Raw genomic sequence first — 23,859 nt, forward strand, 5'->3', positions numbered from 1 at the left:
TGATGGACGTACGCCGCGCCGACGAGCGCTACCCGGGAGGTGATCCGGCAGCCGGGATCACCTCCCGCCACGCCTTCTCCTTCGGCCCCCACTACGACCCCGACAACCTCCGCTTCGGGGCCCTGCTGGCCTGCAACGAGGAGCGTCTGGAGCCCGGCGCCGGCTTCGACGAGCACCCGCACAGCCACACCGAGATCGTCACCTGGGTGGTGGAGGGCGAGCTGACCCACCGCGACAGCGCGGGCCACGAGACGGTGGTCCGCGCCGGGGACGTGCAACGCCTCAGCGCCGCGGGCGGCGTCCGCCACGTCGAGCGCAACGACGCCGCCGTCCCCCTGACCTTCGTCCAGATGTGGCTGGCCCCGCTCGACCCCGGCGGAGACCCCGCCTACGAGATCGTCCGCGGCATCGCCGACTCCACCCCGTACGCCGTCCCGGAGGCGGGCGCGATGCTGCACGTGCGGCGCCTGAGCGCGGGGGAGCGGACGGCGGTGCCGGACGGGGCGTACGTGTACGTCCACGTGGTGCGGGGCGATGTGCGCCTGGGCGAGGAGACACTGGGCGCGGGCGACGCGGCCCGCGTCACGGACGCCGACGGGGTGGACGCGGTGGCGGTGACGCGGGCCGAGGTACTGGTGTGGGAGATGGTCTAGGACCCGCTGCGTGCCTCGGCCAGCACCGCGTCCGTGAACGGCGGCCACGCCTGTACCGCCCACGGGCCGAAGGCCCGGTCGGCGAGGGCGACGCAGGCGAGGCGCGCGTCCGGGTCGATCCACAGGAACGTGCCGGACTGGCCGAAGTGGCCGAAGGTGCGCGGGGAGGACGACGCGCCGGTCCAGTGCGGGGACTTGGCGTCGCGGATCTCGAAGCCCAGGCCCCAGTCGTTGGGGTTCTGGTGGCCGTAGCCCGGCAGTACGCCCTTCGTGCCCGGGTACTCGACCGTCATCGCCTGGGCGACCGTGCGCGGGTCCAGCAGGCGGGGCGCCTGCACCTCGGCGGCGAAGCGGAGCAGGTCCTCGACCGTGGAGACACCGTCCTTCGCCGGGGAACCGTCGAGGGAGGTGGACGTCATGCCCAGCGGCTCCAGCACCGCCTGCCGCGCGTACTCGGCGAACGGCATGTCCGCCGCCTTCGCGATGTGGTCGCCGAGCTGCTCGAAACCGGCGTTGGAGTACAACCGGCGGTCCCCGGGCCGGGCGGTCGCCCGGTGCTCGTCGAAGGCCAGCCCCGAGGTGTGCGCGAGCAGGTGGCGGACGGTCGCCCCGGGCGGCCCGGCGGGCTCGTCCAGCTCGATCGCGCCCTCCTCGTACGCCACGAGCGCCGCGTAGGCCGCCAGCGGCTTGGTGACCGAGGCGAGCGGGAAGCGGTGCGCTGCGGGGCCGTGGGTGCCGAGGACCGTGCCGTCCGCCCGTACGACGCCCGCCGCCGCGGTGGGGACCGGCCAGTTCTCGATCGACGCGAGGCTGTTCAAGGACATGGCGTCGAGCCTAAGCGGCTCAGAGGCGCAGCCGCATCGAGGGGGTCGTGTCCCGTGTGAAGCCCATCGACGCGTACAGGGGCTCGGCGTCGGGGGAGGCCGTGAGCATGACGTGTCCGGCGCCGCGCTCGCGGAACCACTCCAGCAGTTCGTCCATGCACGCCCGCGCGTACCCGCGGCGCCGGGCGTCCGGGTCGGTGGCGACGCTGAAGACGTAGCCGATCAGTCCGTTCGCCGGACGCCCCGGCCCGCCGATCCGGTACTCCAGCGTCCCCACCACCAGCGCCGCCAGCGCCCCCGGCCGCTCCGGGTGGTCGACCACGAACGCCGCGAAGCTCCCGTCCGGATCGGCCAGTCGGCCGCGCAGCGCGGACAGGGACTCCGCCTGCCACTCGGTGGAGGCGTCGGGGTCCACGGAGGCGATCATCACCTGTCGGAGACGGAGCACCTCCTGCGCGTCTTCGGCCACGGCACGGCGTACAAGGCTCATGCCCGCGTACGCTAACGACAGGGCCTGCCGTGTGTCCCGTGGATTTCCCGCCGCGCACGCTTGCTTGGAGTGCACTCCAAGGTCATAGCGTTGCGGTCATGACGGTGATGCAGACCACGGCCGGGACCCTCGGTCCGAACGCCACCAGCAACGCCACGAGAACCGACATCTGCTCCGCCCCGCCCCGGCGCCACCCGCGCCCCGACGGGCAGGACCGCTACACCATCAGCGAGGTCGTCGCCTTCACCGGCCTGACGGCCCACACGCTGCGCTGGTACGAGCGGATCGGCCTGATGTCCCACATCGACCGCTCCCACACCGGGCAGCGCCGCTACAGCAACCGCGACCTGGACTGGCTCGACTTCGTCGGCAAACTGCGCCTGACCGGCATGCCGGTCGCCGACATGGTCCGGTACGCGGAGCTGGTGCGCGAGGGCGAGGGCACCTACCCGGACCGCCGGGAACTGCTGGAGGCCACCCGCCGCGACGTGCTGACGCGGATCGCCGAACTCCAGGACACCCTCGCCGTACTCGACCGGAAGATCAGCTTCTACGGAGACGCCGGACGCACCCGTGAAGAGGAGAGGAACCGATGACCGACAGCAGGATCCCGACCGTACGGCTCGGCGGCGGCGGCCCCGAGGTGGGCGTCCAGGGCCTGGGCTGCATGGGCATGAGCTTCGCCTACGGCCCCACGGACACCGACGCCTCGCGGGCGACCCTGGAGCGGGCGCTGGAGCTGGGCGTCACGCTCTACGACACGGCCGACACCTACGGCGCCGGGGAGAACGAGCGGTTCCTGTCGCCGTTCTTCAAGGCCCACCGCGACGAGGTCGTGGTCGCGACCAAGTTCGCGCTGTCGATCCCGCCGGACGACCCGACCCGGCGGATCATCCGCAACGACGCGCCCTACATCCGCGCGGCCGTCGAGGCGAGCCTCACCCGGCTGGACCTGGACGTGATCGACCTCTACTACATGCACCGGCGCGACGTGAACGTGCCGATCGAGGAGACCGTCGGGGTCATGGCCGACCTGGTCCGCGAGGGCAAGGTCAAGCACCTCGGGCTGAGCGAGGTGACGGGCGCGGAGCTGCGGGCCGCGCGGACGGTGCACCCGATCGCCGCCGTGCAGTCGGAGTGGTCGCTGTTCAGCCGGGACATCGAGGCGGGCGTGGTACCGGCCGCCCGGGAACTGGGCGTGGCCCTCGTCCCGTACTCGCCGCTCGGCCGGGGCTTCCTCACCGGCTCCTTCGCCAACGCCGACCAGGACCTCACGGACGACGACTTCCGCCGTCAGCAGCCCCGCTTCACCGGCGACAACGCGGCGGCCAACGCGGCCCTCCTCACCCCGGTCCGCACGATCGCGGAGGCCCGCGGCGCCACCCTCGGCCAGATCGCCCTGGCCTGGGTCCAGCAGCGGGCCCAGGTCCACGGCCTGCCGGTGATCCCGATCCCGGGCACCCGGAAGCCGGCGCGGGTGGCGGAGAACACGGAGGCGACCGGGATCGTCCTGACGGAGGACGAGCTGTCGACGCTGGAACCGATCGCGGACAAGGTCGCGGGGGACCGGTACGCGGACATGACGCCCACGTCCGCCGGACGGGAGTAGCAGGCGCCCGGGCGGGGCGCGCCGCCCGGCGGCGGCCCGCAGACGCTAGAGCTCCGCCAGTAACTGCGCCTTCTTCGAGGAGAACTCCTCGTCCGTCACCAGCCCCTGCTGGTGCAGCTCCCCCAGGTGCCGGATCCGCTCGGCGATGTCCGCCGGGTCCCGCCGGGGGGCCGGCACGGATACCGGCACCGGGGCGCTCGCGCCCCGTTCCCGCACCGCCGCCAGCACCGCCGCGGCGAACGGCAGGGACTCGTGCACCGGCCCGTACCCGAGCCCGAACACGACCGCCGCCGGATCCTGGTCGGCCTGGGGGACAGCCGGGGCGGCCGAGGCGTCGGCGTCGCGCGGCAGCAGCCGCAGGTACCCCTCGAACATCTCGGGGGAGCGCCACTCCACCCCGCCGAGGTTAGCGACCGGGAAGTTCTGGTCGCCGGCCTTCCACTTCGCCGAGGACGCCCCCGTCCAGGACCACCGGAAGGACACCGCCCTCCCGTCGAAGGACGCCTTCGCGTCGTACGCCTTGAAGTGCAGCGGCGCCTCGGGCGGGGCCACCAGGTAGCGCTCGGTCCTGCCGGACTCGGTCAGCAGCGCCCGCAGCTCGTCGGCGTAGTACTCCGCGAGCGTCTCCCGTTCGGCGGGCAGCACCAGCCGGTAGGGGTCGCCGCTCTCCTTCAGCTGTCCGGCCGCCGCCTCGATCAGCGGATCGGCGCCCGCGCGCGGTGCGACGCGCAGCACCACGGTGCCGCGCCTGCCGGGCGTGAGCGTCACGCCCTCGATCGCGTCCAGGGGCACCCGGCGTTCCCCCAGGGCCTGGAAGAGCTTGGGTGTTCGGATCCCCCGTTCGTAGCGGATGAGCACGGAGTCGGACTCGAACTCCCAGGTGGCATGAAATCCGGCCAGTACGTCACCCATGCGGCTCATCGTATGCGGCACGAGCCCTTCCGTCCCCTCCCCGTGCAAACCGGAGTTTCTGCGCCTCTACGCGCGTCCCGCCGCCATCGCCGCGGACAAACCCGCCCGGCATGTGTCGTCTTCTCCGGCGCAGGCGAGCGTGCGGTACGCGCCAACGCCGATCCCCGCGAAGTTCCGCAGGCTGTCCGTGCCCGGCACGAAGTAGCCGCCGTGCCCCCGGGCGTCCCGCGCGGACAGCACCCGCGCCCCGAAGTCGGCGGACACCGGGTCGGCGCCGTGCCCGAGGCCGCCGACCTCCAGGTACGGCACGTCCTGGATCCAGTCGTCGGCGTCCCGCATCGCCCACACGCGGGCGGAGGTGTCCAGGCGGGAGGCGCTCTCGGCACGCATGCCGGGGCTGCCGGCCACCGCTATGTCGGTGACCCGGCCCGGCAGCGTATCGGCGGCGAGGCCGCACACCACCGAGCCGTAGCTGTGGCAGAACAGGGAGACGGGGGCCTTGCCGGGCAGCGCCCGCAGCAGCGCGTTCAGCCGTACGGCCCCGTGGGCGGCGCGGTTCGCCGTGGCCGCCTCCATGCCGAGACCGCTGGGGGAGGTGTAGTCGGCCCAGGCGATCACGGCCGTGCCGGTACCGGGGGCCGCCGCGCGCTCGGCCGCGTACAGCGACTCGGCCATGCCGGCCGGGGCCGCGTACCTCTTGCGGTCGGTGCGCTGGAAGGTGAGCAGTTCGGTGTCCACGCCGGGCACGACGACGGACACCCGGTCCGCGCGGTTCAGGTTCCCGAAGACCTCGGCGACCCTGCCGGAGCCCGCCGGGTCGAAGGCGAGGATGTGCCGGCCGGGGTCGAGCAGCGACTCGTAGTTGCGCATCCGCCGGCCGGCCTCGCGCTGCCCGGCCGGGGAGAGGCGCTTGTCGTGCGTGCGGGCGCGCTCCACCGACCGCGCCTGCTCCAGCGCGGAGCGGTTGGCGAGGTAGCGCAGCTGGACGGGGGCGCCGTTCATGTTGCCGACGGCCAGGGGGTACCGGTGGGCCAGGCTCGTGCGCTGCCGCGCGGTGAGCGAGGCGAAGAAGCGGGCCAGCCGCGCGGGCGACGCCTGGGCGTCGGGCAGCCGCCGTCCCTCGATCCGGCCGTGCTCCCAGGCCGTGACCGAGGCTTCGAGTGCCGTGGGGCCCCGCTGGTTGCGCAGGGCGGTCCAGCCGGTGGTCGCCAGCATCACGAACACCACGGCCAGGGCGAGCAGCGCGCGCCAGACGTTCAGCTGGGGGGAGGTGTCGAAGGAAGTCACTGGGAGGACACACTAGGAGAACGGGGCGGTCTCGCGTGAATCCAGTGACACGGATCACGTTTCGGTGCGGCGCCAGTTCCCGGTCAGCGCGGGTGCCACCTGGTCGAGGTAAGCGGCCGTCAGGTCCCGCAGCGCCGCCAGGCTCGCGTCCTCGCGCGCCGACCAGATGCGTTCGGTGACCCGCATCACGGCTCCGAAGACGGCCACGGCCACGCGGGGCCGCGGGTCCGCGTCCAGGTCGAGGCCCTCGCGGCGGGCGACGACGCGGGCGATCTCCTCCTCCAGCTCCGTCGCGCGCCGCAGATGGGCGGCGAGCAGCGCGGGCGTCGACTCGATCACCCGGTAGAAACGCATGTGCAGTTCGAGCGGGACCAGCCGCTCGACGGCCTCGCCGATGGTGCTCCAGCTCTCGGCGAGCGCCCCGCGCAGCGCGTCCAGGGGTGCCTCCTCGGGCGGGCGGGCGCGCACGGCGTCGACGAAGTGGGACTCCGCGAGCCGCGACACGAAGAACGCCGCCTCCTCCTTGGAGGCGAAGTAGCGGAAGAAGGTCCGCTGCGAGACGTCGGCGGCCTCGGCGATGTCGTCGACGGTCGTCTCCTCGTAGCCGCGCTCGGTGAACAGTTCGAGGGCGGAGCGCAGCAGCAGGTCCCGGGTGCGCCTCTTCTTGAGTTCGCGCAGGCCGGGACGGGAGGCCGCGGGTGCGGTCTCCGACGGTGCCGAGGGGCCGGCCACCTTCAAAAGTTCTCTCCTTTGTGCGGTTTGCGCAGTTCAGGCTATACGGACGATGTCTTGTCAGTTACTGACCCGTGAATTGGTTTGTCAACTGTCAGTGGCTGTCATTAGCCTCAGCGGTATGACTAGTCAGACCACGCTCGGCAAGCCGGGGCCGGGTGACGGAGCACCGACCGATTCACCGCCCGCCACGGGATGGCGCGGCCATCCGTGGGTCACCCTCGTCACCGTCGCGGTCGGCGTCATGATGGTGGCCCTGGACGGCACCATCGTGGCGATCGCCAACCCGGCCATCCAGGACGACCTGGACGCCAGCCTCGCGGACGTCCAGTGGATCACCAACGCCTACTTCCTCGCCCTCGCGGTCGCCCTGATCACCGCGGGCAAGCTCGGTGACCGCTTCGGCCACCGGCAGACCTTCCTCATCGGAGTGGCGGGCTTCGCGGCCTCCTCCGGCGCGATCGGACTGTCCGGCAGCATCACGGCGGTCATCGTCTTCCGCGTCTTCCAGGGCCTGTTCGGCGCACTGCTGATGCCGGCCGCGCTCGGCCTGCTGCGGGCCACCTTCCCGGCCGAGCGGCTCAACATGGCCATCGGCATCTGGGGCATGGTCATCGGCGCCTCCACCGCGGGCGGCCCGATCCTGGGCGGCGTGCTGGTCGAGCACGTCAACTGGCAGTCCGTGTTCTTCATCAACGTGCCGGTGGGCGTCGTCGCCGTCGTGCTCGGCGTCCTGATCCTGCTGGACCACCGGGCCGAGAACGCGCCGCGTTCCTTCGACGTCGTCGGCATCGTGCTGCTGTCGGTCTCGATGTTCTGCCTCGTCTGGGCGCTGATCAAGGCTCCCGAATGGGGCTGGGGTTCCGGCCGGACCTGGCTGTTCGTCGGCGGATCGGTCGTGGGCTTCGTCGTGTTCGCCCTGTGGGAGACCAGGGTGCGCGAGCCGTTGATCCCGCTGGCGATGTTCCGCTCGGTGGCGCTGTCGGCCGGTGTGGTGCTGATGGTCCTGATGGCCATCGCCTTCCTGGGCGGCCTGTTCTTCGTCACCTTCTACCTGCAGAACGTCCACGGCATGAGCCCGGTCAACGCCGGTCTGCATCTCCTGCCGCTCACCGGCATGATGATCGTCGCCTCGCCGCTGGCCGGCGGGATGATCACCAAGGTCGGCCCGCGGATCCCGCTGGCCGGGGGCATGGTGTGCACCGCGGTCGCCATGTTCGGCATCTCCACCCTGGAGACCGACACCGGCAGCGGTCTGATGTCGGTCTGGTTCGCCCTGCTGGGTCTCGGCCTCGCGCCCGTCATGGTCGGCGCCACCGAGGTCATCGTCGGCAACGCGCCGATGGAGCTCTCGGGCGTGGCCGGCGGTCTCCAGCAGGCGGCGATGCAGATCGGCGGCAGCCTCGGCACGGCCGTGCTGGGCGCCGTGATGGCCTCCAAGGTCGACAGCGACCTCCCGGGCAACTGGAAGGACGCGGGCCTGCCCGAGCTGACTCCGGAACAGGCGCACCAGGCCTCCGAGGCGGTCCGGGTCGGTGTCCCGCCGGTGGCGCCGGGCACCCCCGCCGAGGTCGTCGGGAAGATCACCGACGTCGCCCACGAGACCTTCATCTCCGGCATGAGCCTGGCCTCGCTGGTCGCCGCCGGGGTCGCGGTGGTCGCGGTGTTCGTCGCCTTCCTCACCAAGCGCGGCGAGAACGCGGACGCGGGGGCGGGCCTCGGGCACATCTGACGCGCCCGGCCCCTTCCACGGGGAGAACGGAACGCGGCGCGCCGCCGGGGCGGCGGGCCGCGTTCATCCATGTCACGGTGGTTCCGCACCGCGCACCCTGCTCATTCCGCGTCAACTTTTTGGCGTGATGGCAGTGGTAGGTTGAGGGTGATCTGTCGGAAGCCGTTGGCGCAAGTGAACGCTTCGCGTGCGAAGCCCGCAGGCGCCCCTTTCCCTGACCAGGAAAATCGACGGCAACCAGGGGGAGGGGGGGCATGATACGGATCCTGATCGCCGAGGACATGGCGATTCTACGGGGGGCGCTGGCCGAACTCCTGAGTCTGGAAGCCGACATCAAGGTGGTCGCTGAAGTCGGCCGCGGTGACGAGGTCGTCCCGAAGGCGCGGGCCCTGCAACCGGACGTCGCCGTCCTCGACATAGGCCTTCCCGGGATGGACGGCATCGCCGCCGCCGCCGAGCTGAGCGCCGCCGTCCCCGACTGCCGGATCCTCATCCTCACCGGCCTCGGCACCCCCCACACCCTGCGCCGGGCGCTGGCCAGCCAGGTGACGGGGTTCCTGCGCAAGGACGTCGCCCCGTCCCAACTCCTCGCGGCGATCCGGGCGGTGGCCGCGGGGGAGCGGGCCATCGACTCCCAACTGGCCGTCGCGGCGCTGGAGGCGACGACCCAGCCGCTGGCACCGCGGGAACTGGAGGTCCTCCGGCTCGCCGCCGTGGGCGAGGACGTCGCGGCCATCGCACGCCGCCTGTTCCTCTCCAGGGGGACGGTGCGCAACTACCTGAGCAGCGCGGTGGTCAAACTGGGCGCCCGCAACCGCATGGACGCGGTACGGATCGCGCGTGAGGAAGGCTGGATCTGACCGGTCCGGGAGGCGTCCCGCACGCCGCCTGGCCCCACAAATTCAGGCCACGGACGCGGAGTTGTCCATTCCGGAGGGGGCGGGCCGGAAGAGGCTGCGCGCGGGGGCGTCGCTCTCCACCGGTACCGGCACGACCGCCCTCAGCCGGAACCACTTCTTGTCCCTGACCTCCGTACACAGCGTTCCGTCCACCGCCTCGACGCGTTCCCGCAGGTTCGCCAGGCCGCTTCCCGCCGGAGCGGCGGGCCGGTCGACCACTCCGTCGTTGCTCAGCACCAGCACGACGCTGTCCCCCTCGCGCGCCAGCTCCACGACACAGGTGCTGACCCGGCTGTGCCGCAGCAGATTCGTGACCCCCTCCCGCAGCACGGTCGCCAGGGCCGTCTCCACGGCCTGCGGCAGCACGCCGGCGCTGCCGCGGAACGTGGTGTGCACGCCCATGTCCTTGAGGGTGGCGCGGACGGTGTCGATCTCGGTGGCGAGGGACAGGGCGCGGTAGGCCTGGGAGGCGGCCCGGACGTCGTCGAAGGCGCGCTGGGTGGATTCCAGGATCTCGGTGAGCACCTGGTGCCGGCGGACGTGCTGGGACGGCGGCAGCCGCCGCGCCAGTTCGCACTTGTACGCGATGGTGGTCAGATTGATGCCCAGCAGGTCGTGCAGGTCGCGGGAGAAGCGCAGCCGCTCCGCCTCCAGGACCACCCGGGTCAGCTCGCAGCGGGTGCGGTGCGCCTCCCGGACCAGCCGGGCCAGCTCCGAGAGTCCGAACACCACCAGTCCGGTCAGCGCCGTCGCGACGGTCCCGTACAGGAGGGAGCCGCGGCCCACACCGGCCCGCAGGACGAGCAGGCCGCTCGACGCCACGACCACCGTGAAGGCCGTCCACCGCCAGGGGGAGGGCAGCACGAGCAGGGCGGAGCCCGCCAGGAAGCCGGGCGTGGCGAGCCAGGCCTCGGCGTAGAGGAGGGAGGGGAGGTAGGTGAGGAGGATCTGCGATCCGAAGGTCCAGCGCTGTCCGCGCGTCGCCCAGGGCGACAGGTGCGGCAGGGAATGGGTCAGTTGCAGTCCGTAGACGAGCAGCAGGGCGGTGATGCCCGCGGTCAGGCCCACCGGCGAGGGGCGGGCCTCCAGCAGGTAGATGACGCCGATGCCGAAGAAGGCCACCAGGACGGCGAGGGTGATGGTGGTGGCGCCTGCGGCCAGGTGCCTCCTGCTCGCGTCCTCCCCGTGGACACGCGCACTCTCGTGCGGGGCAGAACCGCTCATCTCTTGTCCCTCCGGGCGAACCGTATGAATCGATGAGTGATGTCGTGCCGCGTCCCACTCTCTCGGTCGGTCATACCGGGAGGGCGTGAACACCCGATCGATCCTAATCAATCAAAACCACTCGGAAGGGGGGCTTTGTGGCGTGGCGGATAGGTGCAACATCCTTTTTTGTCATACGAATTGGCACCGCGGCCGGAACCCGGCCGCGGCGCACCCGCACGGGTCGCGTCACAGCGGCAGCGGCAGCGGATTCAGTTCGGTGAAGTCGCGCGGCCGGGACAGCCGGCCGAGCGCGACCGGTACGTCGAACAGGCGTCCCGGGCCGAATCCCGCCCAGTGGGGGCGCAGACCGGGGACGAGCACCCTGACGACGGGCAGTTGGACGTCGGGGCGCGTCTGGTCGAGCACGAGCACCTCGAGGCCGTGCCGCCCCAGCAGATCGACCAGCGACCGGGCCTGGGCCGCGGCGTCGGCGAGCGGGCGCGGCGCCGTCGGCGGACGGGCGGGCCGGCGCGCGGCCGGCAGCAGGTGGGGCTGGTTGGCCCGGGTGGCGTGCCGGAACCAGCGCAGCGCCTCCTCGTCCGTGCCGGTGTAGGCCGTTTCCCCGGACGCCGGACCGTCCACCAGCGGCGGCAGCATCTGGTGGAGCTCGGTCAGCGCCCGCAGCAGCGCGATGCGGGGATCGAAGTGCGCGCCGAAGCCGAGCACGATGTCCTCGGCGGGCGTCCCGGTCCGCGCCGAGACGGCGGCGACCACGGGAATCCCCAGGTCGGACGTGAGGTCGAGCGCCCACACCGACCTGCCCAGCTCCTTGAGGCCCTTCCGTGTCGCGGCGATCCACGGGTCCCGCCGGTCGAGGACCACACCGGGCTGCCGGGTCCGGTTGTACCACCACAGGGCGACCGCGTCCCGCTCCACCAGTTCGAGGCAGCCGTGCACGACGGCGTCCTCCAGACTGGTCCCGGCGGCGGCCCCGTTGGAGGTGGCCCGGCAGTAACCGGTCTCCGCGTCCGGGGCGTTGTAGTAGAGCAGACTCGTCGGCGCCAGCCGCTGCCGCTGCCCGGTCAGGGACCAGACGGGCGTCCAGTCGATCACCGCGTCCTCGTCGAAGGGCTCGGTCACCCGGTGGAAGGGGCCGTGCGCGGCGTTCCACGCGGCCCGGCCCGCGAACTGGCGCCGGTCGAAGAGCTGGACGGTGTCCGGGTGCACCGCCGCCGGCGCCAGCTGGCGGTAACTGCCCCGCAGGCGCGGCTCGTCGCCCTGGAAGTGGCCGCTGTACCGCTCCAGGGCCTCGGCCAGCGCGCTCGCCCGCGCGTGGGTCTCGGTGACGCCCTTGCCCGAGCCGGGGGTGCGCAACGGGGTGCGCAGCGCGGGCGGCGGCTGCGCGGGGTCCCACGGCGGCCGGGCACTGGCGTGGAAGCAGTTGAGGAACCGCGGTCCCCGCGGGTCCCGCCGGATCTCGCCGACCACCCCGGTGACGGGGTCCACGAGGTGGCCGTAGCGCTCCAGCAGGCGGTCCGGACCGAGGGTGCGGTGCCCGCCGCCGGTGTCGTGGACCGGCCGGGGGGACAGCACGACCGGGGCCGACACCCGGGCCCCCACCAGCGCGGGGTCACCGCAGCGGGCGCACTGCGGACGGTGCCGCACGGGATGACGGCTGCTCTCCAGCGTGCGGGTGTCCAGCCGCCACAGCTCGCCCTGGCCCGGGTCCCGGTACCCGGCGAGCCACTTCCCGGCCTCCAGCAGCGCCAGGTGGAGGGCCGCGGTCCGCCCCGCGGGCAGGTAGGCGGGCCGGTGCGAGGCGGGTCCGCCGAGCCCGAGCCGGTGCCGCACATGGGACTCGGTGCGCCGGCGCAGCCGCAGCCGGTCGGCGAGGCAGCTCCAGCAGGGGCCGTCGCCGGGGGTGAAGAACGGGCCGATCCACAGATGCGTGCCGCTGGCCCGCACCGGCAGCCAGTCGCGGCCCTCGGCACGGTGCTCCGCGTCCAGGGCGCCGAGCCGCGGATCGAGGTAGTCGTGGCACAGGACCAGGGTCAGACCGGCCGGCCCGCCCTCCCCGGGCGCCGGGCGCAGGCCCGCCGCGGACACGGCCCCGCGCAAGGCGCCCGGGTCGTCCGCGGTGAGGTCGACCGAGGCCAGCACCGCGCTACCGGCGTCGCCGGAGCGCGCGGCCAGCCCGGTCAGCGACCAGTAGGCGCGCTCCGGTGCGGACGGCCCGTCCGGCTCGAAGGCGTGCAGCAGTCCCGCGTCCAGGAGCCTGCCGACCAGCCGGCCGGTGGCGTCGGCGGAGAGCGCGGGAGCCGCCTCGGCGATGATCGCGGGCAGGTCCCGGGTGCCGTCGAGCAACGGGGCCAGCCGGGCCACCTGGTGCCCGTCGAGCGAGGTCACCCGGTCTTCCGCCATGAGGAAGACGGGCTCCCCCGGAGCCGAGCCGACCCGCAGATGCGGTGCGAATCCCAGCCGGGGGAGCCCGCCGTCCGGCACCGTACGGCGCATCAGGACCGGGAGCCGCCGTCCGCGGGCGAGCCGGTGCCCGACCCGGGCGTCCAACAGATGCAGATGCGGCTGTCGGTGAGCGCGTCGGGTTCGTGACCGAACTCCGTGATCACCAGATCGTCCACGATCCCCGCGGTCACCGCGTCGGCCTCCGGCCGGGAGGTGGTCCGTGACATGTGTGTCTCCTGTCGCTTCGAAGGCCGTGACGGCGTGCCGCACTCCGCCCGGGCCGTTGCGGTCGACGTCATTGTGTCGACCGGCGCCGGGCGGGCAGCAGTGCATTTCGCACAGCGGACATGTGAGAAACCCACCTCTTGCCCGTAAGGTCCTCATACGCCTGGTCGGGCCCGTCGCACTGGTTCAGACCGGAAGTGGTCGGCGAGACTCCCTCCGCAGGGAGACTTCGGGGTGCTGTGCCGACCACATGGGGGACCGAATTATGGACATCTGGTTGCTGGGACCGCTCACGGCCGAGGTGCGGGGCCGGTCGATCGTCCCGTCGGCGGCGAAGCCGCGCCAGATCCTCGCGCTGCTCGCCATCCACGCGAACCGCGTGGTGCCGGTCGGGACGCTGATGGAGGAGATCTGGGGCGGCGAGCCGCCGCAGAGCGCGCTGGCCACCCTGCACACCTACATCCTCCAGCTGCGCCGGCAGCTCACCGCCGCCTACGGCGCCGACGCCGGGGTGTCCGCCAAGGACGTCCTCGTCACCCAGTACGGCGGCTACTGCTGGCGGGCACCGGCGGACGCCGTCGACGTACCGCGCTACGAGCGGCTGGTGGCCGCGGGCCAGGCCGCCGCGGCCGAGGACCGGGAGGAGAGCGCCTCGGCGCACTTCAGGCAGGCACTGGCGCTGTGGCGCGGATCCGCCCTGGTCGACGTGCGCATCGGGCCGGTACTGAGCATCGAGGTGGCCCGTCTGGAGGAGAGCAGGCTCGGCGTGCTGGAGCGGTGCGTGGAGGCGGACCTGCGACTGGGGCGCCACGCCGAGGTGCTGTCCGAGCTGATCGAGCTGACCGGGCGCCATCCGCTGCACGAGGGACTGCACGCCCAGTGCATGGCGGCACTGTACCGGGCGGGCCGGTCCTGGCAGGCGCTGGACGTCTACCAGCGGCTGCGCCGCCGGCTGGCCGAGGAGCTGGGCCTCTCGCCGTCCCCGCGCCTGCAACGGCTCCAGCAGGCGGTGCTCGCGGCCGAGCCCTGGCTGGACGCGCCGGAGCGCGGGGACGACCTGCTGCTGGACCGGATGATCGGCTGACCGGGCCGGGACCGCTCAGCCGTTCTTGGCGACGAACTCCACGACCGACTCGACCATGTAGTCGGTCATCTCCTCGGTGATGCCCGGGTACACGCCGATCCAGAAGCTCTGCTCGGTGATGATGTCCGAGTTGCGCAGATCGCCCGCCACCCGGTGCCGGCTGCCGAGATAGGCCGGGTGCCGGGTGAGGTTGCCGCCGAACAGCCGTCGGGTGCCGATGCGCCGCTCCTCCAGGAAGGCGATCAGGTCGCGGCGGGTGTACGTGGCGTCGGGCAGCACCGTGATCACGAAGCCGAACCAGCTCGGGTCGCTGCCCGGCGTCGCGCTGGGCAGCAGCAGCCCCGGCACGTCCGCGAGCCCGTCGCGCAGCCGCTGCCAGTTGCGCCGCCGGGCCGCACCGAACTGGGGGAGCTTGTCCAACTGGGTGAGCGCCAGGGCGCCTTGGAGGTCGGTGGCCTTCAGGTTGTAGCCGATGTGCGAGAAGATGTACTTGTGGTCGTAGCCCTTGGGCAGATCACCGAGCTGGTAGTCGAAGCGCTTCAGGCAGGTGTTGTCCTCGCCCGGCTCGCACCAGCAGTCACGGCCCCAGTCGCGGAACGACTCGACGATCCGGGCGAGTTCGAGGTTCCTGGTGAGGACGCAGCCGCCCTCGCCGGTCGTGATGTGGTGGGCCGGGTAGAAGCTGACGGTGGCCAGGTCGCCGAACGTGCCCGTCTTGCGCCCCCGGTAGGTCGAGTCCACGGCGTCGCAGTTGTCCTCGATGAAGAACAGGTCGTGGTCGGTGGCCAGTTGCTGGATCTCCGCCACTTCGTACGGGTTGCCGAGGGTGTGCGCGATCATGATGGCCCGGGTGCGGTCCGAGATCGCCGCCGCGACGCGCTCCGCCGTCGTGTTGTACGTGCCGAGCTCCAGGTCCACGAAGACCGGGGTGAGCCCGTTCTGGAAGATCGGGTTGACCGTGGTGGGGAAACCGCCGGCCACGGTGATCACCTCGTCTCCCGGGCGCAGCCGCTGGTCCCCGAGCCGGGGAGAGGTCAGGGCCGACAGCGCCAGCAGGTTGGCCGAGGAGCCGGAGTTCACCAGGTGCGCCTTGCGCACTCCGATGTGGCGGGCGAACCTGCTCTCGAAACGCCGGGAGTGCGTCCCGGCCGCGATCCTCAGATCCAGCGCCGCCGCCACCAGCGCGACCCGGTCCTCCTCGTCCAGGACCGCCCCCGAGGACAGGATCGGCGTCACTCCCGGCTCGAAGCGTCCCGGCTGCTGCTGCCTGTGGTACTCGCGGACCTGCTCCAGGACCAGGGCCTTGGTGTCCGACGTCATAGCCGTCCCTCCCGTCAGGAATGCCTCGGGGCCATGCTCGCGCCGACCGGTCGAAGAGCTATGGAGTCCCCGCGGAAAAGGCCTGCTCCAGTGGGCTTCCAGGGGCTTTCGACCCGGTCCGGATAGCTTGTGTCCGCGATGTATCCGACAGGTGAGGTGGCAGATGTCCGAGGACACTGGGCGACCGGTGCTTCGTATGGGGGTCCTGGGCTGCGCCGACATCGCGGTGCGCCGGATCCTGCCCGCGCTCGCGGAGCACCGGTCGGTGCGGCTGGTGGCCCTGGCCAGCCGGGACGGGGCGCGCGCCGAGTGCCTCGCGAGGCGGTTCGGCTGCGCGGCGGTGACCGGCTACCAGGCGTTGCTGGACCGGGACGACGTCGACGCGGTGTATGTGCCGTTGCCGCCGGGCATGCACCACGAGTGGGTCGCGCGGGCGCTGACCGCCGGCAAGCACGTCCTGGTGGAGAAGCCGCTCAGCACCACGTACGCGCAGAGCGCCGAGCTGGTCGAGACGGCCGCCCGGCTCGATCTGGCGCTCACCGAGAACTTCATGTTCCTGCACCACTCGCAGCACGCGGCGGTACGGGGCATGCTCGGCGAGATCGGTGAACTCCGGGTCTTCTCCAGCTCCTTCGGGGTGCCGCCCCCCGATCCGGCGTCCTTCCGGCACAGCGTGTCGCTCGGCGGCGGTGCCCTGCTGGACGTGGGCGTCTATCCGCTGCGCGCGGCCCAGCTCCACCTCGACGGGGAGCTCGACGTCCTCGGCGCCTGTCTGCGGGTCGACGAGCGCACCGGGGTCGACGTCGCGGGCAGCGTGCTGCTGTCCACGGCGACCGGGGTCACCGCCCAGCTCGACTTCGGGTTCCAGCACTCCTACCGGTCCACCTACGCCCTGTGGGGCAGCCGGGGCAGGATCAGCGTGCCGCGGGCCTTCACACCGCCCCGCGAGCACCGCCCGGTCGTCCGCATCGAACAGCAGGACCGGCTCACCGAGTTGACGCTGCCGGCGGACCACCAGGTGGGCAACGCCCTCGACGCGTTCGCCAAGGCGGCCCTGTCGGGCACCGACCGGCCCGGACTGAGGGACGCCCTGCTGCGCCAGGCGCTCCTGGTCGAACAGGTGCGCAAGGCCGCGCGGGTCGTCGCCCAGGGAGAAGCCTCCGCGTGAGAAGCCCCCGCGCCCGACGAAGAGCCGGCCTCCTGACGGGGGCCGGCTCTTCTGTGTCCGGTACCGTGCCGGTGCCCGCGGCGTCCAGGCGTGCTCGGCACGCGGTGGCGGGCCGGTGCCCCTGCCGCGGGGCGCCGCACGCCTCGGACCGGCCCGTGGGCGTCGTTGTCCGGAGCGGGCCCTGACGGGCCGTCAGGCGGGGCTGCCCGTGGTGCGTGGTGCCCTTGCCGCGGGGTGCCGCACGCATCGAGCCGGCCCCGTGGGCGTCGTTGCCGGGACGGAGCCCTGACGGGTCGTCAGGCAGGGCTGCCCGTGGTGCGTGGTGTCCTTGTCGCAGGGCGCCGCACGCTGAGGGCCCGCCCGTGGGCGTCATTGCCCGGGCGGGGGCCCTGACGGGTCGTCAGGCGGGCTGCCCGTGGTGCGTGGTGCCCTTGCCGCGGGGGGCCGCGCGCCTCGGGCCGGCCCGTGGGTGTCGTTGCCCGGGGCCGGCCGTTGGCGGGTCGTCAGGCGGGGCTGCCCGCGGTGCCTGTCGCGTGCGGGACGGATCGTGTGCGGTACCAGTCGACGACCTCGCGCAGGCCGTCGTCCAGGGACAGCCGGGGCCGGTAGCCCAGTTCCCGGCGGATCTTGGAGTCGTCGACCGCGTACCGCAGGTCGTGCCCCTTGCGGTCCGGCACGCGGCGCACCCGCGACCAGTCGGCGCCGCACAGTTCGAGGAGCCGGGCGGTCATCTCGCGGTTCGTCAGGTGGGTGCCGCCGCCGATGTTGTAGATCTCGCCGGCCCGCCCGCCGGTCAGCACCGCGTGGACGCCCCGGCAGTGGTCGTCCACGTGCAGCCACTCCCGGACGTTGCCGCCGTCCCCGTACAGCGGGACGGTCCGCCCGGCCAGCAGCTCGGTGACGAACAGGGGGATGAGCTTCTCCGGGTGCTGGCGGGGGCCGTAGTTGTTGGCGCACCGCGTGATGCGCACGTCCAGCCCGTGCGTGCGCCAGTAGGACCGGGCGACGAGGTCGCTGCCCGCCTTCGACGCCGCGTAGGGGGAGTTGGGCAGCAGCGGCTCGTCCTCCGTCCAGGTGCCCTCGGCGATGGATCCGTAGACCTCGTCCGTCGACACGTGCACGAAGGTGGCCACCCCGCAGGACAGACTCGCCTCCAGCAGCGCCTGGGTACCCAGCACATTGGTGCGGACGAACTCCGCCGCCCCCGTCAGGGACCGGTCGACGTGGGTCTCCGCCGCGAAGTGCACCACCGCGTCGTGGCCGGGGAACACCTCCAGGAGGGCGTCGAGGTCGCAGATGTCCAGGTGCCGGAAGTCCAGCCGGGGATCCGTCAGGGGCAGGTTGTCCGTGCTCCCCGCGTACGTGAGCAGGTCGAGGACCGTCACCCGTTCCGGCCGGGGACCGGGCAGCTCGCCGGCGAGCAGGGAGCGCACGTAGTGGGAGCCGATGAAACCGGCTCCCCCGGTGATCAGGAGGCGCACGGGGTGGACCCACCTCCCGCGGGACGACGGCGTCCGTGGGCGTGGTGCTGGGCGGTCAGCCGCTCCAGTACCGGCACCACCTCGGCCGGGGACCGTTCGGACTCGGCCTCCGCCCGCAGCCGCGCGGCGGCGGCGGTGAACGAGGGTTCCTCCAGGAGCCGCACGAGCCGGCTCCGCAGTCCCTCGACCGTCACCTCGTGCGAGGGGAGGTGGAGACCGGCGCCCAGCTCCTGCTGGCGGCGCGCCCGCTCGATCGCGTCCCAGATCCAGCCCATGGCGATCTGCGGCACCCCCTCGACCAGCGCCGTCGACCAGGTGCCGGCGCCGCCGTGGTGCACGACGGCCGCACAGGTGGGCAGCAGCGCGTGCAGCGGCACGTGGTCCACCAGGCGCACGTTGTCCGGGACATGCGTCAGCAGCGTCCGCTCCTCGGCGTCCAGCGTGGCCACCACCTCGATGTCGAGGCCGTCGATCGCCTTGAGGACGAGGTCGACGGGGACGGCGTTGGGGAACTCGGAGGTCCGCGCCGTCAGCCCCAGGGTGACGCACACGCGCGGACGCTCCGGCGGGGTGCGGAGCCAGTCGGGCACCACGGCGGGACCGGGGCCGTTGTAGGGGATGTAGCGCATGCCCACGGTGGGACCGTCCGACGGCGGGCGGAAGCTGCGCGGCACCTGGTCGACCGACCACTGTCCCGTCACCGCCTGCTCGTCGAAGGCGACGCCGTGGCGGCCGAGCGTCCACTGGAGCCACTGGCCCAGGCAGTCCTCGGGGTGCGCCCCGGGGGGCCCGCCCGCCGGGTCCGCCGCGGCGGGGCCGAGCTGGGCGAGGAAGGCACGCCGCATGGACGAGAACAGGTCCGGGAAGGAGAGCACCCGCGCATGGGCCGCGCCGGTCGCCATCGCGGCCACCGCGCCCGCGAACGTGAAGGGCTCCCACAGGACCAGGTCCGGCTTCCAGGCGCGGGCGAAGGCGACGAGATCGTCGACCGTCGGATCGTCGTTGACGAGGGCGAAGAACGTGGCGGTCATCATCGCGTCCCAGCCCCTGAGGAAGGCGGGGGTGAGCCGGCCGGGATCCTCGGGGTCCAGCGACTGGTTGGCGTGGTGGGACAGCACCGAGCCGCCCACCCCCTTGACCATGTCGTCCAGGCGCGGGTCGGTGCCCACCGGGACGGCGGTCAGCCCGGCCGCCGTGATGCTTCCCGTCAGCGCCGGCTGACTCGCCACCCGTACCTCGTGCCCGGCGGACCGCAGCGCCCAGGCGAGCGGCACCGAACCGTTGAAGTGGGCGTCCATCGCGAAGGACGTCAGCAGAACACGCATCGTCGTCGCCCCTTACGCGGAAGTGGTCGCCGACGTGGTCAGGGTCCACCGCAGTACGCCGCCCAGGACGGGGGAGCGCATCCGGCGCCGCACACCCTCCGCCGGGGCGAGACGGGGGTGGTGTTCGCGCAGGGCGTGCACCGCGCTCTCGGCCTGGAGCCGGGCGAACGCCCCGAAGAGCGAGGTGTGCGGGCCGGACAGCGCCAACTGCCCCTGCGCCAGGGGCCGGGTGATGTCGAACTGGTCCGGGGCGAGGAACACCTCGGGGTCCCGGTTGGCCGCACCGACGTGGACGACCACCTGGGAACCGGCGGGGACGTCCTGGCCGGCGAGCGTGAGGTCCTCGGCGGCGATCCGGCTCTCCAGCCGGACCGGCGGCGCGTGGCGCAGCGCCTCCTCCACCGCCGAGGACACCAGGTCCGGGCTCTCGCCGAGCAGTGCCCACTGCACCGGGTGGGCGAGCAGCGCCTCCACCGTGTTGTTGATGAGCCCGGCGGTGAACTCGACGCCCACCGCGGCGGCCAGCACCCCGACGGCGAGCGCGTCCCGGGCGCCCGAGTCCGAGGGGTCGGCGGCGAGGACGGTGCTGAGCAGGTCGTCGCCCGGCTCGGCCCGTCGCGCCGCGACCAGCGCACCGACGAGGCCGCGGATGTCCTCCACGGCCTCGGTCAGCCGGCGGGTGACGGCCAGCGGCTGCGGGCAGAGCACCGCGTCGAGCGCGACCGACAGGTCCGCGCACGCGCGGGCGAAGCGGTCCTGCGCGGCGTCCGGGACCCCGAGCAGCGCCGCGGCGGCCGCCACGGCCACCGGACGGGAGTAGTCCGCCATGAGGTCGAACGAGGCACCGAGCCCGTCGGCCCGCTCGGCGTGCAGCCGTTCGGCGCCCGCGCGCCGCCCGTCCGCCGCCGCGTCGTCCAGCACCGGCGCCGCGGCCCGCCGCCAACGGGCGTGGTCGGAGTCCGGGGCGTGCAGGAAGGCCCGGTCCAGCGGGGTGATGTGGCACAGCAGAGGGTTGCTCCAGGCGTCCGAGAAGACGTGCCGCTGGGAACCCGGCTGATCGGCGTGGCGCAGGCTCAGCCGGGGATCGGCCAGCACCTCGGCGGCCACCGCGTGCCGGCCGGTGACGAAGGCCCCCGCGGCGCTGCGCCACAGCGGTGTCTCGGACTCCCGTATGCGCCGGGCCAGTGCCACGGGGTCGTCGCTCTCCGCGCGCAGCGCCAGGGCGTAGGGGTCGCCGCTGGTGCCGTAGATCCAGTGGAAGCCGCGGGCGGTCAGCAGATGGCGGCCCAGCTCGCTGTCGGTCTGCCGGACCTCCTCGGGCGTGGTGGTCTCTTCGGTCTCCGTGTGTGTCACGGCGGGCTCCTTCGGGGCGTGGTTCAGGTGAGGGACAGGCCGCCGTCGACCGCGAGCACCACTCCGGTCGCGTAGGCGGCGCGCGGGTCGGTGAGCTGGACGGCCCACCAGGCGATGTCGTCGGGGCTGCCGACCCGGCCGGCCGGGACGCGCGTGGCGATCTGCCGCAGGAAGCCCGCGTACGCCTCCCGCGACATGCCGGACCGTTCACCGATACCGGTGTCGATCACGCCGGGCGCGAGGCCCAGGACGCGGATGCCGCGCGGCGCGAGTTCCACCGCCCAGGTCCGGGTGAGGAAGTCGAGGCCCGCCTTCGCGGCGCCGTAGACCCCGTTCTCCGGCCAGGCCCGGCGGCCCAGCGCGCCGGCCGAGCCGATGTTCAGCACCGTGCCGCCGCCGTCGGCCGCCAGGGCGTCCAGGGTCTGCCGGGTGAGCAGCAGCGGGGCCAGGAGGTTGCCGTCGAGCTGTTCGCGGGCCAGTTCCGGCTTGGTCTCGGCGAGGGCGGCGAACCCGCCGGTGGCCGCGTTGTTGACCAGTACGTCGATCCGTCCGAAGGCCTCCAGCGCCGCCTCGGTGACGGCCCGGGGCGCGTCGGGACCGGTGAGGTCGACGGCCAGGACGCTGATGCCGGGGTGCCCCTCGGCGGTCCCGGCCAGGGTCGCGGGCGTGCGGCCCACGACCAGCACGCGGTCGCCCCGGGCGGCGAAGGCGCGCGCCGTGGCCCGCCCTATCCCCGTTCCGCCGCCCGTGACGATCACGCCCCGGGGCGCCGCGGGGCCCTGGGCCGCGCTCACGTCCGGGTCCGTGGGACGGGCCGTACGGCGGGCGGCCGGCTCCCGCTACGGGCGGTCGTCACGCGTCACCACCCGCTCCCTCACCAGGAGTTCACCGGCCTCGCGCACCAGGACGTCACGGCAGGTGCAGACCAGGTGCAGCCGCGCGGGTCCGCCCTGCGGCACGGCGATGATGGTCACCTGGCTCTCGGCCGTCAGCGACCCGTCGCCCGCGGGCGTGACGGTGAGCATGCCGACCCAGTGGCGCTGCGTCTCGCCGCGGGCGGCGAGGTCCGCGGCGGCCTGCCGGGCGCCCGCCGTCAGGGCCGGACGGCCGCGCACCGGCTCCGGACGCGAGGGCGGCGCGAAGGAGCCGTCCTCGGTGAAGGTGTCGGCCCAGGCGTCGGCCTCCGCCATGTCCAGGTGCCGCATCTGCCGTGCGTAGAAGTGCTGTACTTCGGCGTAGACGTCCGCCGGGGCCGTCGGGGCCTGTGCTGTCATGCCGTGTTCCTTCCGCCGTTCCCGTGGGCCGGGGCGGAGGCGGTTCCCGGCCCCGGTGACCTCACGACGGTCGCAGCAGGGGCTCCAGGATCGGTCGAGCGGGAGCACGGGCGGCCGTTCAGCCGCGCTCCAACGCTTCTCTAGCCGTACTGGTGAGCATGGGCTGGCTCGCAACGAACCATCGCCGGGAGGCCCGTGTGCGCATCATCGACCTGTCCTCGCCCGTCGACGCGGCGGGTTTCGAACCCGATCCCGTGGTGCACGAGGTCCTCGGGCCCAAGGAGGCCGCCGTGCACATGAGTGAGGAGATGCGCGACCACTTCGGCATCGAGTTCGACCCGGCCGAGCTTCCGGAGGGAGAGTTCCTCTCGCTGGACCGGCTCCAGCTGACCACCCACACCGGAACGCACGTCGACGCGCCCTCGCACTACGGCACCCGCGCCTCCTACCGCGAGGGCCCGCCGCGGCACATCGACGAGCTGCCGCTCGACTGGTTCTTCCGGCCCGCCGTGGTGCTGGACGTGAGCGAGCGGGGCACCGGCGCGGTCGGCGCCGACGTGATCGAGCGGGAGCTGGAACGGGTCGGCCACACGCTCGCGCCCATGGACATCGTGCTGCTGCGGACCGGCGCCGACGCGTGGGCGGGGACACCGAAGTACTTCACGGACTTCACCGGGCTCGACGCCTCGGCCGTGCACCTGCTGCTGGACCGGGGCGTGCGCGTCATCGGCACCGACGCCTTCAGCCTGGACGCGCCGTTCGGCGACATCATCGCCCGCTACCGGGCGACCGGTGACCGATCGGTGCTGTGGCCGGCCCACATGATCGGACGGGACCGCGAGTACTGCCAGATCGAACGGCTGGCCGGACTCGACCGGTTGCCCGTCGCCCACGGCTTCCGCCTCGCCTGCTTCCCGGTGCGCGTCGCCGGGGCCGGGGCCGGCTGGGCGAGGGCGGTGGCACTGCTCGACGAGTGAGGCGCACGACACGCGAAGGACACGCGGGACGGGTGCCGACCACGACACCACCCGCCTCACGCCCCGCCCACGGGGACGACAGCCAAGGAGGCGCACATGTACGGCCGGGAACTCGCGGACGTGTACGAGGAGATCTACCGCAGCCGCGGCAAGGACTGGGGCCAGGAGGCGGCGGACGTCGCCCGGGTCATCACCGAACGCAACCCCGGAGCCGACTCGCTGCTCGACGTCGCCTGCGGAACCGGGGCCCATCTCGGCGTGTTCGGGCAGAAGTTCGGCGTCGCCGAGGGACTGGAGATCGCGGAGCCGATGCGCCGGATCGCCGAGCAGCGGCTGCCCGGCACCACCGTGCACGCGGGCGACATGCGCGACTTCCGCCTCGGCCGCACGTACGCCGCGGTGAGCTGCATGTTCTGCGCCATCGGATACCTGGAGACGGTGGCCGACATGCGGTCCGCGATCAGGTCGATGACCCACCACCTGGAGCCCGGCGGTGTCCTGGTGGTCGAACCCTGGTGGTTCCCGGAGAACTTCATCGAGGGCTACGTCGCCGGCGACCTGGCCCGTGCGGAGCACCGCACGATCGCGCGGATCTCGCACACCACCCGCAAGGGCCGGGCCACCCGCATGGAGGTCCGCTTCACCGTGGGCGACGCCACCGGCATCCAGCAGTTCACCGAGATCGACGTACTGACCCTGTTCACCAAGGAGGAATACCTCTCCGCGTTCGCCGATGCCGGCTGCGCCGTGGAATTCCTGGAGGGCGGTCCCACCGGCCGGGGCCTCTTCGTCGGTGTGCGGACCTCGGACCGCTAGAACCGGCGGGATGGGCGGGACCGGCCGAA

The 23,859-nt window shown here is 73.0% G+C and carries 23 protein-coding genes; 9 read left to right on the top strand and 14 right to left on the bottom strand.

The genetic code is table 11. The features are described from left to right. The first annotated feature begins 2 nt into the window (after positions 1–2). A complete protein-coding gene (locus tag IE94_RS0110055; protein WP_030181278.1) occupies positions 3–653 on the top strand; it encodes a pirin family protein in 651 nt (216 codons plus the stop codon). Here IE94_RS0110055 and IE94_RS0110060 read toward each other — a convergent pair. Further along, positions 650–1,477, bottom strand: a complete 828-nt coding sequence (locus tag IE94_RS0110060; RefSeq protein WP_030181279.1) for a serine hydrolase domain-containing protein — start codon at positions 1,475–1,477, stop codon at positions 650–652. The genes IE94_RS0110055 and IE94_RS0110060 overlap by 4 nt on opposite strands. A 19-nt stretch (positions 1,478–1,496) precedes the next feature. Further along, the gene (locus IE94_RS0110065) at positions 1,497–1,967 is read right to left on the bottom strand and encodes a GNAT family N-acetyltransferase (protein WP_030181282.1); all 471 of its coding nucleotides are present in this window, start codon (positions 1,965–1,967) and stop codon (positions 1,497–1,499) included. A 98-nt stretch (positions 1,968–2,065) separates the two neighbouring features. Here IE94_RS0110065 and IE94_RS0110070 point away from each other — a divergent pair, with 98 nt between their 5' ends. Both IE94_RS0110070 and IE94_RS0110075 read left to right on the top strand, forming a co-directional pair. Further along, positions 2,066–2,563, top strand: a complete 498-nt coding sequence (locus tag IE94_RS0110070; protein WP_030181284.1) for a MerR family transcriptional regulator — start codon at positions 2,066–2,068, stop codon at positions 2,561–2,563. Continuing rightward, complete coding sequence (locus IE94_RS0110075) at positions 2,560–3,576, top strand: aldo/keto reductase (protein WP_030181285.1); 1,017 nt, start codon at positions 2,560–2,562, stop codon at positions 3,574–3,576. Before IE94_RS0110070 ends, IE94_RS0110075 begins: the two co-directional genes overlap by 4 nt. 45 nt (positions 3,577–3,621) lie before the next feature. Here IE94_RS0110075 and IE94_RS0110080 read toward each other — a convergent pair whose 3' ends face one another. The 3 genes from IE94_RS0110080 to IE94_RS0110090 all read right to left on the bottom strand — a co-directional run bounded on the left by IE94_RS0110080 (position 3,622) and on the right by IE94_RS0110090 (position 6,513). Continuing rightward, positions 3,622–4,488 carry a DUF4429 domain-containing protein gene (locus IE94_RS0110080; RefSeq protein ID WP_030181287.1) on the bottom strand — a complete coding sequence of 289 codons (867 nt, stop codon included), beginning with the start codon at positions 4,486–4,488 and terminating at the stop codon, positions 3,622–3,624. Between the two features lie 66 nt (positions 4,489–4,554). After that, the gene (locus IE94_RS0110085; RefSeq protein WP_030181290.1) at positions 4,555–5,775 is read right to left on the bottom strand and encodes an alpha/beta hydrolase family protein; all 1,221 of its coding nucleotides are present in this window, start codon (positions 5,773–5,775) and stop codon (positions 4,555–4,557) included. 54 nt (positions 5,776–5,829) lie between these two features. Next, entirely contained in the window at positions 5,830–6,513 is a 684-nt protein-coding gene (locus tag IE94_RS0110090) for a TetR family transcriptional regulator (RefSeq protein WP_030181292.1), read from the bottom strand. A 115-nt stretch (positions 6,514–6,628) separates the two neighbouring features. Between IE94_RS0110090 and IE94_RS0110095 the strand changes: the two genes are divergently transcribed. Beyond that, on the top strand, positions 6,629–8,239 hold the full coding sequence (locus tag IE94_RS0110095; RefSeq protein ID WP_030181296.1) for an MFS transporter: 1,611 nt from the start codon (positions 6,629–6,631) through the stop codon (positions 8,237–8,239). Positions 8,240–8,493: 254 nt separating this feature from the next. Beyond that, on the top strand, positions 8,494–9,099 hold the full coding sequence (locus tag IE94_RS0110100; protein WP_030181298.1) for a response regulator transcription factor: 606 nt from the start codon (positions 8,494–8,496) through the stop codon (positions 9,097–9,099). Between the two features lie 42 nt (positions 9,100–9,141). Here IE94_RS0110100 and IE94_RS0110105 read toward each other — a convergent pair whose 3' ends face one another. From IE94_RS0110105 to IE94_RS39860, 3 genes are all read right to left on the bottom strand, one after another. Next, positions 9,142–10,362 (bottom strand): sensor histidine kinase, encoded by a 1,221-nt coding sequence (locus tag IE94_RS0110105; protein WP_051777389.1) that lies wholly within the window; start codon positions 10,360–10,362, stop codon positions 9,142–9,144. A gap of 228 nt (positions 10,363–10,590) precedes the next feature. Then, positions 10,591–12,765, bottom strand: coding sequence for a TOMM precursor leader peptide-binding protein (locus tag IE94_RS0110110; RefSeq protein ID WP_078606452.1), 2,175 nt, complete (start codon positions 12,763–12,765; stop codon positions 10,591–10,593). A gap of 92 nt (positions 12,766–12,857) precedes the next feature. Then, a complete protein-coding gene (locus IE94_RS39860; protein ID WP_157849332.1) occupies positions 12,858–13,034 on the bottom strand; it encodes a hypothetical protein in 177 nt (58 codons plus the stop codon). Positions 13,035–13,297: 263 nt separating this feature from the next. On the opposite strand from IE94_RS39860, the gene IE94_RS0110120 reads away from it, so the two are divergent. Then, complete coding sequence (locus IE94_RS0110120; RefSeq protein ID WP_051777392.1) at positions 13,298–14,116, top strand: AfsR/SARP family transcriptional regulator; 819 nt, start codon at positions 13,298–13,300, stop codon at positions 14,114–14,116. Positions 14,117–14,131: 15 nt separating this feature from the next. On the opposite strand, the gene rfbH is transcribed toward IE94_RS0110120, so the two are convergent. Continuing rightward, positions 14,132–15,436: a lipopolysaccharide biosynthesis protein RfbH gene (rfbH, locus tag IE94_RS0110125; protein WP_030181306.1), complete on the bottom strand. Its 1,305-nt coding sequence runs from the start codon at positions 15,434–15,436 to the stop codon at positions 14,132–14,134. 163 nt (positions 15,437–15,599) lie between these two features. On the opposite strand from rfbH, the gene IE94_RS0110130 reads away from it, so the two are divergent. After that, positions 15,600–16,604, top strand: coding sequence for a Gfo/Idh/MocA family protein (locus tag IE94_RS0110130; RefSeq protein ID WP_245235210.1), 1,005 nt, complete (start codon positions 15,600–15,602; stop codon positions 16,602–16,604). Between the two features lie 503 nt (positions 16,605–17,107). On the opposite strand, the gene rfbB is transcribed toward IE94_RS0110130, so the two are convergent. Genes rfbB through IE94_RS0110155 form a run of 5 tightly spaced genes read right to left on the bottom strand, consistent with a single transcriptional unit; the run spans position 17,108 to position 22,037 of the window. Next, positions 17,108–18,085 carry a dTDP-glucose 4,6-dehydratase gene (gene rfbB / locus IE94_RS0110135; protein ID WP_051777394.1) on the bottom strand — a complete coding sequence of 326 codons (978 nt, stop codon included), beginning with the start codon at positions 18,083–18,085 and terminating at the stop codon, positions 17,108–17,110. Next, positions 18,073–19,410, bottom strand: a complete 1,338-nt coding sequence (locus tag IE94_RS0110140; protein ID WP_030181316.1) for an activator-dependent family glycosyltransferase — start codon at positions 19,408–19,410, stop codon at positions 18,073–18,075. Before IE94_RS0110140 ends, rfbB begins: the two co-directional genes overlap by 13 nt. Positions 19,411–19,422: 12 nt before the next feature. Then, complete coding sequence (locus IE94_RS0110145; RefSeq protein ID WP_051777397.1) at positions 19,423–20,763, bottom strand: cytochrome P450 family protein; 1,341 nt, start codon at positions 20,761–20,763, stop codon at positions 19,423–19,425. Between the two features lie 23 nt (positions 20,764–20,786). Next, the gene (locus IE94_RS0110150; RefSeq protein WP_245235211.1) at positions 20,787–21,557 is read right to left on the bottom strand and encodes an SDR family NAD(P)-dependent oxidoreductase; all 771 of its coding nucleotides are present in this window, start codon (positions 21,555–21,557) and stop codon (positions 20,787–20,789) included. 45 nt (positions 21,558–21,602) lie between these two features. After that, positions 21,603–22,037 carry a nuclear transport factor 2 family protein gene (locus tag IE94_RS0110155; RefSeq protein ID WP_030181325.1) on the bottom strand — a complete coding sequence of 145 codons (435 nt, stop codon included), beginning with the start codon at positions 22,035–22,037 and terminating at the stop codon, positions 21,603–21,605. 197 nt (positions 22,038–22,234) lie between these two features. Here IE94_RS0110155 and IE94_RS0110160 point away from each other — a divergent pair, with 197 nt between their 5' ends. Both IE94_RS0110160 and IE94_RS0110165 read left to right on the top strand, forming a co-directional pair. Further along, positions 22,235–23,014 (top strand): cyclase family protein, encoded by a 780-nt coding sequence (locus tag IE94_RS0110160; protein ID WP_030181327.1) that lies wholly within the window; start codon positions 22,235–22,237, stop codon positions 23,012–23,014. A 96-nt stretch (positions 23,015–23,110) separates the two neighbouring features. After that, complete coding sequence (locus IE94_RS0110165; protein ID WP_030181333.1) at positions 23,111–23,830, top strand: class I SAM-dependent methyltransferase; 720 nt, start codon at positions 23,111–23,113, stop codon at positions 23,828–23,830. Positions 23,831–23,859: the final 29 nt, after the last annotated feature.

The organism is Streptomyces violaceorubidus (assembly GCF_000717995.1).
GTDB classification, from domain to species: domain Bacteria; phylum Actinomycetota; class Actinomycetes; order Streptomycetales; family Streptomycetaceae; genus Streptomyces; species Streptomyces violaceorubidus.

Coding starts and splice junctions, on each gene's coding strand:
- IE94_RS0110055 (WP_030181278.1), top strand. CDS start 3: ATGGACGTACGCCGCGCCGACGAGCGCTACCCGGGAGGTGATCCGGCA.
- IE94_RS0110060 (WP_030181279.1), bottom strand. CDS start 1,477: ATGTCCTTGAACAGCCTCGCGTCGATCGAGAACTGGCCGGTCCCCACC.
- IE94_RS0110065 (WP_030181282.1), bottom strand. CDS start 1,967: ATGAGCCTTGTACGCCGTGCCGTGGCCGAAGACGCGCAGGAGGTGCTC.
- IE94_RS0110070 (WP_030181284.1), top strand. CDS start 2,066: ATGACGGTGATGCAGACCACGGCCGGGACCCTCGGTCCGAACGCCACC.
- IE94_RS0110075 (WP_030181285.1), top strand. CDS start 2,560: ATGACCGACAGCAGGATCCCGACCGTACGGCTCGGCGGCGGCGGCCCC.
- IE94_RS0110080 (WP_030181287.1), bottom strand. CDS start 4,488: ATGGGTGACGTACTGGCCGGATTTCATGCCACCTGGGAGTTCGAGTCC.
- IE94_RS0110095 (WP_030181296.1), top strand. CDS start 6,629: ATGACTAGTCAGACCACGCTCGGCAAGCCGGGGCCGGGTGACGGAGCA.
- IE94_RS0110100 (WP_030181298.1), top strand. CDS start 8,494: ATGATACGGATCCTGATCGCCGAGGACATGGCGATTCTACGGGGGGCG.
- IE94_RS0110105 (WP_051777389.1), bottom strand. CDS start 10,362: ATGAGCGGTTCTGCCCCGCACGAGAGTGCGCGTGTCCACGGGGAGGAC.
- IE94_RS0110110 (WP_078606452.1), bottom strand. CDS start 12,765: ATGGCGGAAGACCGGGTGACCTCGCTCGACGGGCACCAGGTGGCCCGG.
- IE94_RS39860 (WP_157849332.1), bottom strand. CDS start 13,034: ATGTCACGGACCACCTCCCGGCCGGAGGCCGACGCGGTGACCGCGGGG.
- IE94_RS0110120 (WP_051777392.1), top strand. CDS start 13,298: ATGGACATCTGGTTGCTGGGACCGCTCACGGCCGAGGTGCGGGGCCGG.
- rfbH (WP_030181306.1), bottom strand. CDS start 15,436: ATGACGTCGGACACCAAGGCCCTGGTCCTGGAGCAGGTCCGCGAGTAC.
- IE94_RS0110130 (WP_245235210.1), top strand. CDS start 15,600: ATGTCCGAGGACACTGGGCGACCGGTGCTTCGTATGGGGGTCCTGGGC.
- IE94_RS0110140 (WP_030181316.1), bottom strand. CDS start 19,410: ATGCGTGTTCTGCTGACGTCCTTCGCGATGGACGCCCACTTCAACGGT.
- IE94_RS0110155 (WP_030181325.1), bottom strand. CDS start 22,037: ATGACAGCACAGGCCCCGACGGCCCCGGCGGACGTCTACGCCGAAGTA.
- IE94_RS0110165 (WP_030181333.1), top strand. CDS start 23,111: ATGTACGGCCGGGAACTCGCGGACGTGTACGAGGAGATCTACCGCAGC.